The 13,994-nt window shown below is 59.5% G+C and carries 9 protein-coding genes and 5 pseudogenes; 5 read left to right on the forward strand and 9 right to left on the reverse strand.

Annotated features, from left to right (window positions below):
* Positions 1-75: 75 nt before the first annotated feature.
* The 6 genes and pseudogenes from ABIG06_RS07915 to ABIG06_RS07940 all read right to left on the reverse strand — a co-directional run.
* Positions 76-1,775 (reverse strand): annotated as a pseudogene (locus tag ABIG06_RS07915) (oleate hydratase).
* A 382-nt stretch (positions 1,776-2,157) separates the two neighbouring features.
* Entirely contained in the window at positions 2,158-2,724 is a 567-nt protein-coding gene (locus tag ABIG06_RS07920; RefSeq protein WP_370137439.1) for a hypothetical protein, read from the reverse strand.
* A 258-nt stretch (positions 2,725-2,982) separates the two neighbouring features.
* Positions 2,983-3,438, reverse strand: coding sequence for a hypothetical protein (locus tag ABIG06_RS07925; protein ID WP_424578186.1), 456 nt, complete (start codon positions 3,436-3,438; stop codon positions 2,983-2,985).
* Positions 3,435-3,734, reverse strand: coding sequence for a hypothetical protein (locus ABIG06_RS07930; protein ID WP_370137435.1), 300 nt, complete (start codon positions 3,732-3,734; stop codon positions 3,435-3,437). Before ABIG06_RS07930 ends, ABIG06_RS07925 begins: the two co-directional genes overlap by 4 nt.
* Positions 3,735-4,964: 1,230 nt before the next feature.
* Positions 4,965-5,442 (reverse strand): annotated as a pseudogene (locus ABIG06_RS07935) (integrase core domain-containing protein); the annotation flags it as partial.
* Between the two features lie 813 nt (positions 5,443-6,255).
* Positions 6,256-6,522 (reverse strand): annotated as a pseudogene (locus ABIG06_RS07940) (IS630 family transposase); the annotation flags it as partial.
* Positions 6,523-6,695: 173 nt separating this feature from the next.
* Between ABIG06_RS07940 and ABIG06_RS07945 the strand changes: the two are divergent.
* From ABIG06_RS07945 to ABIG06_RS07965, 5 genes and pseudogenes are all read left to right on the forward strand, one after another.
* Positions 6,696-7,054, forward strand: a pseudogene (locus ABIG06_RS07945) (sigma factor-like helix-turn-helix DNA-binding protein); the annotation flags it as partial.
* A 262-nt stretch (positions 7,055-7,316) separates the two neighbouring features.
* A complete protein-coding gene (locus ABIG06_RS07950; RefSeq protein WP_370137434.1) occupies positions 7,317-8,462 on the forward strand; it encodes a tyrosine-type recombinase/integrase in 1,146 nt (381 codons plus the stop codon).
* Complete coding sequence (locus ABIG06_RS07955; protein WP_424578187.1) at positions 8,389-9,333, forward strand: tyrosine-type recombinase/integrase; 945 nt, start codon at positions 8,389-8,391, stop codon at positions 9,331-9,333. The genes ABIG06_RS07950 and ABIG06_RS07955 overlap by 74 nt, the downstream gene beginning before the upstream one ends.
* Before the next feature lie 31 nt (positions 9,334-9,364).
* Positions 9,365-9,727: a site-specific integrase gene (locus ABIG06_RS07960; protein WP_370137430.1), complete on the forward strand. Its 363-nt coding sequence runs from the start codon at positions 9,365-9,367 to the stop codon at positions 9,725-9,727.
* Positions 9,658-10,314 (forward strand): tyrosine-type recombinase/integrase, encoded by a 657-nt coding sequence (locus ABIG06_RS07965; protein ID WP_370137428.1) that lies wholly within the window; start codon positions 9,658-9,660, stop codon positions 10,312-10,314. Before ABIG06_RS07960 ends, ABIG06_RS07965 begins: the two co-directional genes overlap by 70 nt.
* Positions 10,315-10,413: 99 nt before the next feature.
* Here the strand turns inward: ABIG06_RS07965 and ABIG06_RS07970 are convergent.
* From ABIG06_RS07970 to ABIG06_RS07980, 3 genes and pseudogenes are all read right to left on the reverse strand, one after another.
* A pseudogene (locus tag ABIG06_RS07970) lies at positions 10,414-10,755 on the reverse strand (helix-turn-helix domain-containing protein); the annotation flags it as partial.
* A 484-nt stretch (positions 10,756-11,239) separates the two neighbouring features.
* A complete protein-coding gene (locus ABIG06_RS07975; protein ID WP_424578188.1) occupies positions 11,240-12,433 on the reverse strand; it encodes an IS91 family transposase in 1,194 nt (397 codons plus the stop codon).
* 9 nt (positions 12,434-12,442) lie between these two features.
* Positions 12,443-13,303, reverse strand: coding sequence for a tyrosine-type recombinase/integrase (locus ABIG06_RS07980; protein ID WP_370137425.1), 861 nt, complete (start codon positions 13,301-13,303; stop codon positions 12,443-12,445).
* Between the last annotated feature and the right edge of the window lie 691 nt (positions 13,304-13,994).

The raw sequence follows: 13,994 nt of genomic DNA on the forward strand, positions 1-13,994 counted from the left end.
TTGCCTCGTGCCGTTGGTCAATGGCGGTGCAGCGTCTTCCAGGCGTCGAAGAGGACGCGGGGATCATGCTGGCCCTTATACAAAGGGCGAGACCGGACGCTGGATGTCGAGCAAGCCCAAAACGGCGGTCTGCGCCGCGCGCACGGAATATTCGACGGTAAAGACAACGTCGTCGGGAATCTCGCAGAACTGGCTGATGAAGGCGAGGTTGCGCGATCCCTTCGGGATGACCTTCGGCCGGTCGGTCCTCACGCGCGGCATGAACTGGGCGGTAATGTAAGGCATCATCGCCGTTATGACGCGCGAAGTGTCGAGGATGTGCGGAATACTCTCTGTGAATCGCAGGTGCGAAAGCAATTCGATGAGAATTTCACGCCCTGTGCACTCCGACATGGGCTTATGCACGAAGTTACCCGGCTGATCCGGGAAGAGCCCATAGCCCCACCACACCAAGACATTCTTCGGCTGTTCGTAAAAGTGCGGTTGACGATTAAGGACGACGGTCAGGAGCCAATTGGAGTCTTTGATCGTTACCAGTCCGCCCTTGCCGGCTCTGCTGCCGGAAAAGGCTTCGAGCCGGTCGAAGAAGCTCGAATCGTCCGCCGTGACTGTGAAGGATTCCCATTTGGACTGGTCGATCCTGGAAACGAAGACGGCGGGGCACCCGAAGTCTGGACTCTTGACAGCCAGACGTTCCCAAAGTTCCCACGAACCTCCATTTCGCGTCGTATTCAGCGCCGGAACCGTGTCCATCGAACCGTAGCTGGTATCGGATGTCATTGATCCGTTGGTCACGAACACTAGATCCTGTTCAGCCAGATCGATGACGCGATCTTCACCGTCCTGCCGATAGTGCAAATGCGTCGCGGTCTTCTGCCCGCCTTCGATCACAACATCAATATCGGTCACTTCCGCCCCCATCTCGAGCCGCACGCCCCGGGCCTTCAACCATGCGACGATCGGGCGGACCATGGCGTCGAACTGGTTGAACTGCGTGCGGTAAATGCCCGCCATAGTGTCGATCGTCGAGAACAGATGCAGGAAGCGTAGACAGTAGCGCTTGAAATCGATCGCACTGTGCCAAGGCGCAAAAGCAAAGGTCGTGGACCAGATGAACCAGAAGTTGCTGCGGAAAAAGTGGGGTTCGAACCAGTCCTGGATCGTCCTGATGTCGAGCACCGATTCTGGAGTCGCGCAAAGCGCGATCAGGTCGAGCCGATCCCTCTCCCTGAAACCCAGATCGGAGACGTCGACGATCTGACCGCCCGAAACCAGACGCGCCCTGTCGTTCCAGAAGAACTCCTGATGGAACTCCATCAGCTCGTCCTTCGCTGATTTCATGGGGTCGGCAATTGAGGGGATGAAGGACAACAGGTCGTAGGTGCAATTGACATGCGGCCGCCGCGCATGACGTATCCATCCTTCGGATTGCCATGCGCGTCGAGGCTTCCGCCGAACAGCTCCATCTGCTCGAACAGAACGATATTCGAGCCCGATAGCCCGCCCTCCTTGACGAGGTAGGCCGCTGCGGCCAAGGCAGCGATCCCTGTTCCGACCAAATAGGCGTTGCGAGGAGCCACCTGCTTCGGTGGATCAAGGCGGGAAACGAGAGAAGCAAGAGCACATAAAGTTCTCCGGCATGTAGCGGTTGGAAATATAGATTCCATGCAATCGGCGCGCCGATGGCGGCGCGTGCTAAAAATGTGATCGCGAACCACCGTTCCCGAGACTGCATAATCAGCAAGCGCCGAAGCTCTTCGACGTACACAAGCCATATGCAGACGCCGTCGGGCGCCTGACCATAAGCAGCAATAGCGCCGCGTTGATCGGGATCGATCAAATCATACCAGCAGCGGCTGTGCGTCGCGCAAGGAGCTGGTTGCGGGCCCTGCTTGAAGACGGAATGCAAGCGTCGTCATGTCGGGTTTCCAACCGACCCGTCGCCAACCAGACAAGACAGAAAGCAACCGGACAAGACGGAAATTGAGTTGGTTCCGGTTGTCGCTTTTGCCAAACCCGACCATATTGCAGCACGACGATGCCAAGGTGACGTTACAAGGTGCTTGGTCAGCGACCGGGTCGAGTTCGAGCGCAAGCACTAGCGGTCCTTGCGCCTCGCTAAAGTCTTTCGGGATGGCGCGGCACTCTTCGCCTAAATTAGAGCCCGTGAGCCTTCATTTCGTCTGCAAAGGTGCTCCAAACTCTGAGACTTCGGGCTGTGAGGCTGGCACTGGCCAGTTCTCTCCAGGACTTCCGCACCTCCATCCAACGGCCCTTTCGAGCGGGCAGGGTGTCGAGCATTCTCTCGGCAATCGGTGCAAGGCGCGCGGCTTCCGAGTTCGGGTCGCACTTAGCATCTTCGAGAATTTTAAGAGCGGTCGTTTCGGACCGCCTCCACCCCGACTCGGTGAACCTGCTCTCCGCAAAATACTCAAAACAGGTCCGGAACGTCAAAGCGCGGCCGATGATCGTATGGGCTGGCAAGCCCGCCTCACTCAGCCACCTCCGAAGACAGTCACACCACTCTCGGCTGCTGAGGTCGAGAAGGTCCGCACCTTCGAAGACCAAAAGCGCCGCCATGCCAGCGATCTCGCATTGCACCCCGTCGTCCTGTTTTTCGAACCAAGCCCGGATTGCATGCAACGGCGTCACCGGCCGATTCACAACCGGCACCTGCGCCGTGCCGGCGCGATGGAACTGAACCACGTTTTCCAGCGGTGGCATGGCCACGGCCTCCCTCTGCGTCCCACAAGACCCAGCGCTCAGCGATCTTCTTTGCCTCTTTGGGAGACCTGCTTCGCCAAAGCTCCTTGAGCGCCTCATTGACGTAATATGAGACGTCAGCTTTCAGACCGCATGTACGTGCTATTGCCGCGAGACGACCGGCGTCAATCAGCCGTGCCGCGAAATTGTTCTCTGCGTTCATTTGCCGAGGCCTTGCGTGCCCTTTCTAGTGCGTCCCGTTCATCCGGCTCGATGTGATCAAACCAAGAGCCCGGGGGAAATGTCGCAATACGCTTGGCAAGGAAGGATTGCGGCTCCCACTCTTGTCCATCGCGTTTCTCGAAGGTGATGACCCCCCTCGCGGGTAAAATAACGGGGTCCCGGAATATTGCAGTTCACCAAAAGCAGCACGCGCCACAGATCACCTGTCGTGGCCTGATTCTCGTCCACCTTCGGCAAGTAATCCCCGCTAACAGGTTCAACGATCGTGCAACGGCCGTGCCCGAGGAGATTACCCAGCTTGCCTTGCGCGGTCGTGACGACGTTGAAATTGGTCGGATCATGCAGAAAGCGAAGGTTCACGTTCTTTTCGCCGTCAGCGACTTCACCGGCAATCAATGAGAGCGCGAAGGCCCGCCAGCTCAATTCCATCGGCTTCGCATATGTCGACGCAATCTTAATCGCTCCGTCCGGTCTGACCTTCCAGGTGATCACGTATTCTTCGAGTGATCTGTGGTGGCGGTGCCTAGTCCACGAAAGAAAGACATACTCAGTTGATCAATTGCTCCGACAACTCCCCACGTTCGTGGGACGAAGTGCGCCACCTTCGCGACCCTGGAAATAATTCGTTCTACTGGCTCGCCGTCTTGTGCTCGCCACATCGACTTGACCTTGTCGATAAGTGGATTGTCGTCGGCGCGAACACTGTTGCTCGTGGCGGCCTCAGCCAGGCAGATCAGCAGCAGGCCGAAACAGAACCAAAGCGCGCGTCTTCCAACCATTCTGTTCATAAGTCCGCCCATCCGCTCTTGTCGACACGCCAGTTCTAAAGCGGACCAACCGCCGAACGCGCTATTCGCGAAAGATAGAAGTTAGCGGCGACGTGACGCAGGTGCCCGCCAGTGTCGCGCACGAGCAGGCGCCGTCCCCCGTCTATGTCACGCGCCGCTAACCTCGGGGGCCAGCCACAGCCTCAACTTGCGATGGTGGCCATGCCCAAGGGAGGGCACCCCGGGCATATCGAGGGGCTGCATTCTTCGTGCCAAGCAATGGCCGGCAGTTGGCACCATGTTCGTGTTGGCCTTGCCTGCTTTCCGACTTGTGCACGTCTTAATGTTTGCACCTAGCGCCTATCCAGAACGACTTCATGTCGATCGTTGTCGGCCTCGCAATCATCGACAGCGCAAGCGAACGTCTTGGTGCCAGTTCCGGCACGGATGAAAAGCCCCTAGCTTACCGTCATCGCCGTTGTTCGAGTCGGCGCTGTTGCAACAAGGTTGACGCTCAAGCCCGGCCGCGCTTTTGCACGCATGCGACCAAACTTCCAAGGCGGCGACTTGGCGCTCCTGAGGGCGGCATCGCTGAGAATCGCGCACCGGCCGGAATTTGGTCGCTAAGCTGTTGATCTGAAAGACTGAACGACTCCTCGACCGACAGCGCGTGATGCTCTTTCGGCCGGAAGGCTGTTAGTTCGAGCGCGGTTGTTTGAGAGTGTAGGGGCGACGACGCATGCGAGTGGCCCATCGGTACTGATCCCAAAGCCGTTGAGCTATGCTCTGGTGCGTGAAGACGCGTTCCCCGCTCTCTTCGATCACCAGCTCGCGAGTAAGCCACTCTAAACGCAGCTCGGCTTCCAACGGAGATTTGCCGTCGCAGATGGCCGCCGCGACGACTTCAATCTGTTCTTCGATAAGATTCCGGAGAACTTGGATGCGAGGGAGTACGTCCATTGTTGCTGCTCTCGTGCCGAGAAAAAGTGGCCGACCATCTTACGCTCCAAATTCTGGCTGGCACCCTACCAGAATTGGTCGGTCTACCATTACCCCGAAGGTCGCGGCGCGCCCGCTCTGAACAATCCCACCTTGCTAATTCGAGCGGAGGGCTAGGGCTACAGGCTTTCAGGCGATCAAGCTTTGAATTCGGCGTAGATAATTTTCTTCTCCCCCATTGTCCGTCGTCAGATGATTTGAGACTGGTCAGGCTTTTTGAGAAGGGAGGCTCTGGCTCATCAGGGTTAGAGTTTAAGCGACCTGCAGTTGATGCTGCAAGCGGCGGTTTGCGTTGGTGTCGCGCTTGATGCGGGTTCGTTCTGCGAGGATCGCCTCAGCCATGCCGAAGTAGACATCGGCTGGCGTGAGGTCGTCAATGCTCTCATGATAGCGGACGTGATTATAGTGCTCGACGAAGGACCGTACCTGACGTTCGAGATAACAGGGTAGGTAGTAATTGTCGAGCAGAATGCGGTTCTTCAGCGTCTGATGCCAGCGCTCGATCTTTCCCTGAGTCTGAGGATGGTACGGAGCGCCGCGCACGTGCTGCATGCTCTTCTGGTCGAGCCACTTGGCCAGATCGTCCGCGACGTAACTCGAACCGTTGTTTGCTGAGAAGCTTTGGCCGGTGCGCGACGGCGATGTGGTCAAGGCCGGATGCGGCGAGTGCCTGGTCGAGGGTAGCTGTGAAATCCGAAGCGCACATGGTGGGACCAAGCCTCCAGGCGAGGGCTAATGCTGGCAAGACGATTCGTTCGATTGCAGACGCGCTTCAGATCAGACCTTCCTGCTGTGACGAAGTGGAAAAATCTGCGGCGCGAGACCGGAGGCGTTTCTTCCAGCAAGATTGGCCCTTACAACCAAGCGGTTCTGTCTGGCACCAACGCCGACCGGCTGCGCAAGCGCATTCGCTCCGGACCATTCACTTTGCGGAAATTGACGCAGGAACTGGCTGATCGCAGGATCAAGACGGACGTGCGGGCGGTATGGTCGCCATCCTCGGCAACGTCGGCAGTCACAAGAAGGGGGCCCGCAACGCACCGCACCTGCCCAACAGGAGCGCATTTCCTCTTCCTGCCACCCTACAGTCCCGACCTCAATTCATCGAGCATGTCTCCGCGAAGCTCAAACACGTGATGCGAGCCACACAGACACGTGATGTCAAAGCGACTGGCGCAAAATCGGCGAACTCCTCGATATCTTCTCCAAGAAGAATGCGCCAACTATCTCAAAAATTCAAATAGGTGTGTAAAACCATCATGCCCTAGTACCGGAAATCCCAAGATTCTGCTGCCTCTCCGTCATGCCGGGCGCCTACGACACCCATTGTGAACTCGACATGCGAGAACGCTCCCGTGATCGGCACTATTTACAGCGGCGTTAGCGAGGACCCGCCCTTCGATCATGATATTCTCGATGCAGGACAGTTTCATTCGAAACGACTGAGGACTATGCATTCTAGCGACTGCGTGAGCAGAATGTTCGGGCGAGCGCTTGGCAAGCCGCTGACGCAAGTGGGGCCGAACAAGGCTGGCTGCTGTCGCTAGTGTCCTGAACCAGAAGTTCGCAACATTGCGTCGTGTTGTAGCGGGGCATTGTAACGGCAGAAGCGCTCGATGGAAGCAAGGATATCATCAGCTGACTTGGTCCATCGGAACGGCTTGGGATCAGCGTTATGTCGTTCGATAAACGAGGCGATGTCCGCCCTGAGGGCGGCTACGCTGCGATAGACGCCGCGCCTGATCTTCTTATCGGTAAGAAGCGCGAAGAAGCGCTCGACCTGATTGAGCCATGACGAACTGGTCGGGGTTGCGCGTTTCGCGGGATCGTGAGCGCGGATTTCAGGGGATCGTGAGCAGAGATTTCAGACGATCGTGAGCAACGATTTCGCGGGATTGTGAGCAAGGTTTTCGGAGCCTTGCAGCGCTTCGGCCGACAACTCAACCGGCTTAGGGATGACCTCGTGATTAACGAGGAAGCCCAATGCCTACTCAGAGATTGTCGATGCGCCGGATCAAGGAAGTCCTTCGGTTAAAACATTTTCAAGGCCTGCCAGAGCGGGCCATTGCGCGGAGCGTGGCGTCAGCAACGGCGTTGTGCACAGCTACCTGAGCCGCGCGCGCTCTGCTGGGTTGAGCTGGCCGCTTCCGGAGGGAATGACCGATGAAGACCTGGAGCTTTTGCTTTTCCCGGCCCCACGACCAGCGTCTCAGAGCCCGCAGCGGCCGGTGCCCGACTGGAGCTAGATCGATAAGGAGCTCCGCCGACGCAACGTAACCCGTCGCCTGCTCTGGGAGGAGTATCGCGCCGTCAATCCCGACGGTTTCGGGTACACCTGTTATGTAGCGGCCAAATTTATATTGTGCATGGAGCTATAATTACGGGGAGCGTGAACGCTGGGAGCATTGTTCGCGCAACATAATTCGACGTCTGGGTAGCGAACCATTTGTCCAATGGAGGCTCGCTATGGATCAGACGATTTATTCCATCCCCTTGACCGTGCCCCACCGTGATGATGCGCCATTCAGCGACGAGCGGTAGCTTCGCCACTGTGCAGAAGCCGGTGCGACCGCAGCTTCTCTCAAGATCAAGCGCAACGAGCTGTTGCGGATTGCCGCACGTCTCGGTCCAGATGCTTCGCAGGGCATCGATATCGAGGCACTCCAACGGATCGCGACCGAGCGTCTGCGCCTGACGGGGGCTGCCACCGCAGCACGAAGAGTGGTCGACATCGGACGGCCTTGGCTTCGATTTCTCGGTTGGTGGCGTGAACCAACCGTCGTGTTTCAGTATCAGAGCCAACTCGACCAGCATGTGACATGGATGCGCAATGAGCGCGGATTCTCGTTATCGACGGTGGAGCAATGGAGCCGGATAATCGGCAGGTTCCTGCGCTGGTGCGACAAAACCAACCGGCAACTCAGGGATCTTCAGCCTGAAGACGTTGACGCCTATTTCGTCGCCCACGCGACGGGACGATGGTCCCGCGTTTCGGTGGCCAACACAGCCTCTGCCTTGCGGGGATTTCTGCGCTACGCGGCAAAGCGGAGCATGTGTACGGACCGCTTAGCGGTCTCGATTTGCCGGCCTCGGCTCTATCGTCAGGAGTCGCTGCCGTATGCCCCAGATTGGTGCGACGTGCAGCGCATGTTGGCCGACGCCGAGACTGACAACCCCCGGGACATTCGTGATCGTGCGATCCTGCTGTTGCTTGCGATCTACGGGATGCGCAGTGGCGAAGTGGCGGCATTGCGCCTCGATCAGATCGACTGGGCCGGTGGGAGGCTACGGCTTTTCCGCCTGAAGCGCCGGCAGCCGCAGATTTACCCGCTGCTTCCCTCTGCAGCTGAGGCGCTCGCCCGCTACATCGACACGGTGCGGCCACTATCATCGTGCCCGGAAGTGTTCCTCTGCATGCACGCGCCCCGTCGACCGTTGAAGGCAGGGAGCATCTATGATGTCGCTAACCGCAGATTTTTTGCACTTGGAATCGACGCGGCCCACCGCGGTGGCCATGCGTTGCGCCACGCCTGCGCGTCCCGGCTTCTTGCCGAAGGTCTGTCGATAAAGGAGATCGGGGACCATTTGGGACATCGCAGCGCGGCGTCAACGAGCATCTACGCCAAGGTGAACATTCAGGCGCTTCGCAAGGTCGGAGCGACCTGGGAGGCCTCCAATGATGCTGACCCATGTTGTCGACGCCTATCTGGCCAAGCAGCGCTCACTGGGGGCGCGTTTCGAGTCGGCTGAGGTTCTGCCCCGCAGGTTCTGCCGAACGATGGGCCATCGAGATATCGGCGAAGTCACCCCAGAGGCAGTAGCCGAGTTTCTCCAAGGCAAAGGATCGCTCAGTGCCACCTGGATGCTCCGATATAGGGTTTTGAGCGGCTTTTATCGATTCGCCATCAGTCGCGGGTACGCGGCATCCTCCCCACTGCCGACAACGTCTCCAAAGCTGCCGCCGCAACAAACGGCCTATGTTTACTCCACGGAAGAACTGCGCCGCCTGTTGGACGCGACGTCGATCCTGAAGGTTGGGCATCGCCCTCACGTGCCAGCTATGTACCGTACGCTCCTCTTGTTGCTGTACGGAAGCGGCGTGCGCATTGGCGAGGCGCTTCGTTTAGTCTTGCAAGACGTGGATCTGATTGATCAGGTCATCACCGTGCGTGACACGAAGTTCTTCAAAACGCGCCTCGTGCCAATCGGACCAAAGCTCAACCAGGAACTGGTCGAGTACGTCGAGCGCCGTCGCCGGCTCCCTCTGCCGCGCGGGCAAGAAGCTCCATTATTCACTACGCGCGGAAGTCGACCGTGGCACTATGTGCGGGTCATCTCCTGGTTTCAGCATGTCCACCGAGCCGCCGGAATCAGTTGCCCTGTCGGCGAGCCTCGACCTCCACGGCTGCACGATATTCGCCATACAGCCGCGGTGCACCGGGTGATCGCATGGTATCGCTCCGGCCAGGAGGTGCAGCGACTGCTTCCGCAACTCGCAACCTACCTTGGCCACATCGATATCCGTTCAACCCAGCGCTATTTGCAGATGGCGCCGGATCTCCTCCAGGCAGCCAGCGAGCGCTTTGCTCTGTACGCGATGGAGGTCGACCATGAAGGATAAGAGCCTGCTTGGTCCGTGAATCCGGCGGTTCTTGCTGGAACATCTGGTCGCCGAGCGCAATCTTTCCCGCAACACTCAAGCCAGCTACCGAGACACGCTGACATTGTTATTGCCGTTTGCCAGCAAGCAGGGAGGCCGCGCCATCGATCGCATGACCGTGGAAGAGCTGACGCCGGAAGTCGTCCGCAAGTTCCTGGACCACCGGGAGCTCGCCAGTGCAGCGAGGTCACCCGCAACCAACGGCTGGCGACCATCCATTCACTGGCGCGCTTTATCGGGACGCGTTCGCCGGTCCACCTGGCCTGGTGTTCCGAGATACGGGCAGTGCCGTTCAAGAAGACGGCCAAGACCGCGATCGGATATCTCCAAAAGGCCGAGATGGACGCGTTGCTAAACCAACCTGACAGACGCACGAGTCTTGGCGTGCGCGACCATGTTCTGCTGCTTTTCTTATACAACAGCGGTGCTCGCGCCGATGAGGCAGAAAAATTGACCGTCGGCAATCTCCAACTGGGTGCGTCCCCGTCAGTGCGACTTCACGGCAAGGGAAACAAAGTCAGAATCTGTCCATTGTGGTCAACGACGGCAACTTCGTTGACTCGTCTTGTGGCCGACCGGAACAAAAGTGAAGCGGTCTTTCTCGGGCGGACGAACCAGCCTTTGACGCGCTTCGGAATACACCGTCTCGTGACGCAATATGCCGCTATGGCAGGCGAAACGGTGCTGACGTTGGCGACGAAGCGCGTGAGCCCGCATACGGTTCGGCACACAACGGCCGTGCACCTGCTGCGCGCCGGCGTCGACATCAACACGATCCGTGTTTGGCTGGGCCACGTGTCATTAGACACTACGCACATCTATGCTGAAGTCGACCTGGAGATGAAAGCAGAGGCGTTAGCCAGGGTCGATATCAGCAGCCTGAGGCCGCCGCCTCGGCAACCCTCTCTCCCGTCGTTGATGGCATTCCTGAAGGCCCTGTAGGCCGAAAGGTTGTACACTCTTATGTTGCGGAGTGAGCCGAGGAGATTGGCGGAAATCCTTGGCTCACTCCAGCGGCGACAACATTAATTTGGCCGCTACATAACGCGAGTACCGGTATCCGCTGGGCTCGGCGGCAATGTACTCCTCCCACAGGATCGACAGCGTCACGTGCTTGCGCTTGAGCTCGCGGTGCACCGCCGCCCAGTCGGGCTCGGCGATGCGGCGGTGACCCTGCCGGTTGCCGTTGCCGGTCTTGGCGAACAAACGGGCCTCCAGGGCCGCGTCCGTGAGTTCGTCGGGCAACGGCCAACTCAGGCCCGCGGCCTCGACCCGCCTGATGGTCAACCGTACTGTCGAGGGCGCCGCGCCCATCCGCCGCGCAATCTCGCGGCTCGGCAACCCGGCCGCCTTCATCCTGATCACATCGCGCACGCGGCGCATCGCAAGCCTCTCCGTCGGCATCCAGGGTCCCCCTTCGCAAAGCCGAAAGGGACGACCTATGGGAGCCAGAAGAGGTCTCGTCACCCGGGCGACATCATCCCGGAATGGTGGGCGACATCATCTCGGAATACCGGAGGGTTCAAATAGGTCCCGCGTCGCAGATCTCGCCGCAACTCCAGCGCGGGACCTATTTGAAGCTGGATTGAACGAAGCCGCGTCTTGTGAGCGCGGAGCTATGGGGGCTCGATCTAGGCGCCGGTAGGCGCAATTGACCTGATGTCGGGTCCGCGAGCGAGTGTGGCGGCAGATTGTGGCTGATGTTGGCAGCAAAGGATGTCGCCGTCGATAGCGTCGAACGGCGCGTGAGGCCCAGGCGGCTGACTATCGCCCGTTCGCCGGGCGTTGTGAGCGTGCTTGATCGTTCCGGCGGAGAACGTCGGCATGGCGATGCGTGCAGTGGGAGCGGACAAGTCGAGGTCGTCGGTCATGATGTATCGCAGCGAGGTGCTGCGCGTCGCTGCGCTGGCGCACGCGGCACAGGCCCAACCTCGACCATGCGGCCTCCGCAGATGGGGCACAAGTCGAGGCGGTGACCAAGGAGGATGGCGCAGCGCTCACGATAGTTGATAGCTTCGGCAGGCGGAGGTGGCTGCGGCGCGTCAAGCGCCGCTCGGATGCGCGCGAGTTTGGCGGCGCGGCAGGCGTTCGCCAGGAAACCAAAATGACGGATGCGGCGGAACCCCTTCGGCAATATGTGGAGCAGAAAGCGACGAAGGAACTCCTCAGTGTCGAGTGTCATCACTTTGGATTTGTTGCCAGCACGATAATCCTTCCACCGGAAGCGAACGTGGCCCTGGTCACAGGTAAGGAGCCGGCTGTTGGCGATCGCAACGCGATGGGTGTAGCGCCCGAGATAGGCCAGAACCTGTTCTGGTCCGCCGAAGGGACGCTTGGCGTAGACGACCCACTCGACCTTGCGGAGGGCGTTTAGATGGCGGGCGAATGCCGCTGGCTCGACGAGGTGCGCGAGATGGCCGAAGAACTGGAGCTTGGTGCCATCGAACGCCGCCTGCAGGCGCTCCAGGAATAGCCGACGATACAATCGTGACAGGACGCGAACGGGAAGGAAGAAGCCGGGGCGACAATGAACCCAGCTTCCATCAGGGGCGATCCCGCCGCCTGGCACGAGGCAATGGGCATGCGGATGATGCGTCAGGGTCTGGCCCCACGTAATGAGAATGGCGATCATCCCGGTCTCGGCACCGAGATGCTTCGGGTCGGCGCTGATGAAACGGATCGTCTCAGCCGCTGCCTTGAGCAGGATGTCGTAGACCACCGCCTTGTTCTGCAGCGCGATGGCGGCCACCGGCGCCGGCACGGTGAAGACGACATGGAAATAGGGGACCGGCAGCAGGTCGGCCTGGCGCTCGGCGAGCCATTGGGCGCGCGCGAGCGCTTGGCACTTTGGACAGTGCCGATCGCGACAGCTGTTATAGGTGACACGGACCAGGCCGCAGTCGTCGCACCGCTCGACGTGGCCGCCAAGCGTCGCTGTGCGACACGCCTCGATGGCCGCCATCACACGGCGCTGATCGGAGGACAGCCGAGGACCCTGCGCGGCACGGAACGCGTCGCCGTGGCGGCGGAGGATGTCCGCCACCTCAAGCATCGGGCGCATATGCGCAGCTCAATCGGGTGGGATCACCCTGACGGAGAGTCCATCGAATGGGCTGGTCGTGCGGGCGAGCAGATTGGTCGCAACCTGAGCGTAGCGCGCGGTCAATCCCAGGTCGGCATGTCCGAGCAGAACTTGAATGATGCGAATGTCGATCCCGCTTTCCAGGAGATGGGTCGCAAACGAGTGCCGGAGCGTATGGACAGTAATCGGCTTGGCAAGCCGAGCGCGGCGGCGGGCGGCGCGGCAGGCCGCCTGGACGCAGCGGACGCTGACATGTTCACTTGGATCTTGGCCTGGAAATAGCCACTGCCCCGGTCGGGCTCGTATCCAGTATGTACGCAGAATCTCCAGCAGTCGCGGAGAAAGCATCGCGTAACGATCCCTGCCGCCCTTGCCGTTCTCGATGTGGATCAACATTCGTTTGCTGTCGATCGAGCTCACCTTCAGGCGGACGACTTCAATGGCCCGTAAGCCAGCCGCATAAGCCGTCGCCAGCACGACGCGATTGCGCACCCCTGTAACCGCGTCCAGGAAGCGCTCGATCTCTTCGGCACTAAGCACGAGCGGGAGCTTGTCGGGCTTCTGGCCACCGATGATCCACTCGAATGCCTCCGTCTGCCCGAGTGTGACACCGTAGAAGAACCGCAGCGCGCAGGCCACCTGATTGATGTGGGACCACGAACGCTTTTGACCGATGAGATGCAGTTGGTAGGCGCGGACCTGCTCGAAACTCAACCGGTCCGGGGCGTAGCCGAAATGGCGGCTAAACTTTGCGATCGCATAGATATAGGATTGTTGAGTCGACGGCGACAGATTGCGGACCGTCATGTCCTCCATCATGCGCTGCCGAAGAGGGCTCATCGTAGCCATCTGGATCTCCTGTCTTGAGAGGGGTGGTGCGAAGACCAACATCCTCTCAGACAGGACACCTCAGTTCACCAGGCTTGCCCCCACTCCCGCGTAGCGGGTTCGTTCAATGCTGGGCGACATCGAGCGGAATCCGCACCGGCGGAATCAACTTGATGATGTTGTCTTTGGATAGGGCATATCGCTCCTTCGGTGAAGAAGTGGAGGCGTCAAGCACCCACGATATGCCGCCCTTTCGATTCCCGCCGTCACCAACTTTCGGCGATCGCTCGACCGAAGCTGCTACCTCCATCTAAGTCATATCGCGTTCATCATGTGTGAACACCTTCACGTCGCACTTGATCCGAGACAAGTCGTAGACCAAAGCTCGTTTACGCAAGCCGGCGAGGCGTTTCGGACTTCCTGCCGGCCTAAATTGACGATCGCAGCACCAAATCTATGCCTTAGCTGATCCAAGCCTTCACGGCCGATCCGGCCACCCGGCCGGGGTCATAGGCCCGTCTGGCCTCGGGCGAGGGATCAATTTCACGAGGCGTTTGCTTGTCCCCGTCTGCGGCGGTGAGGATAGATGAACGCCGCATCGAAAGATGCCTCGGCCAGTGGCACAGGGCGTGCAGTGCGTTTGTTGCGTGGGAAATTTCAGTGTCCCGGCTCAGGCATAAAAATGGCGCGGCGTATTTTCGTGACACGAGTG

It is taken from the genome of Bradyrhizobium sp. USDA 326 (assembly GCF_049739485.1).
In the GTDB taxonomy this organism is placed as follows: Bacteria; Pseudomonadota; Alphaproteobacteria; order Rhizobiales; family Xanthobacteraceae; genus Bradyrhizobium.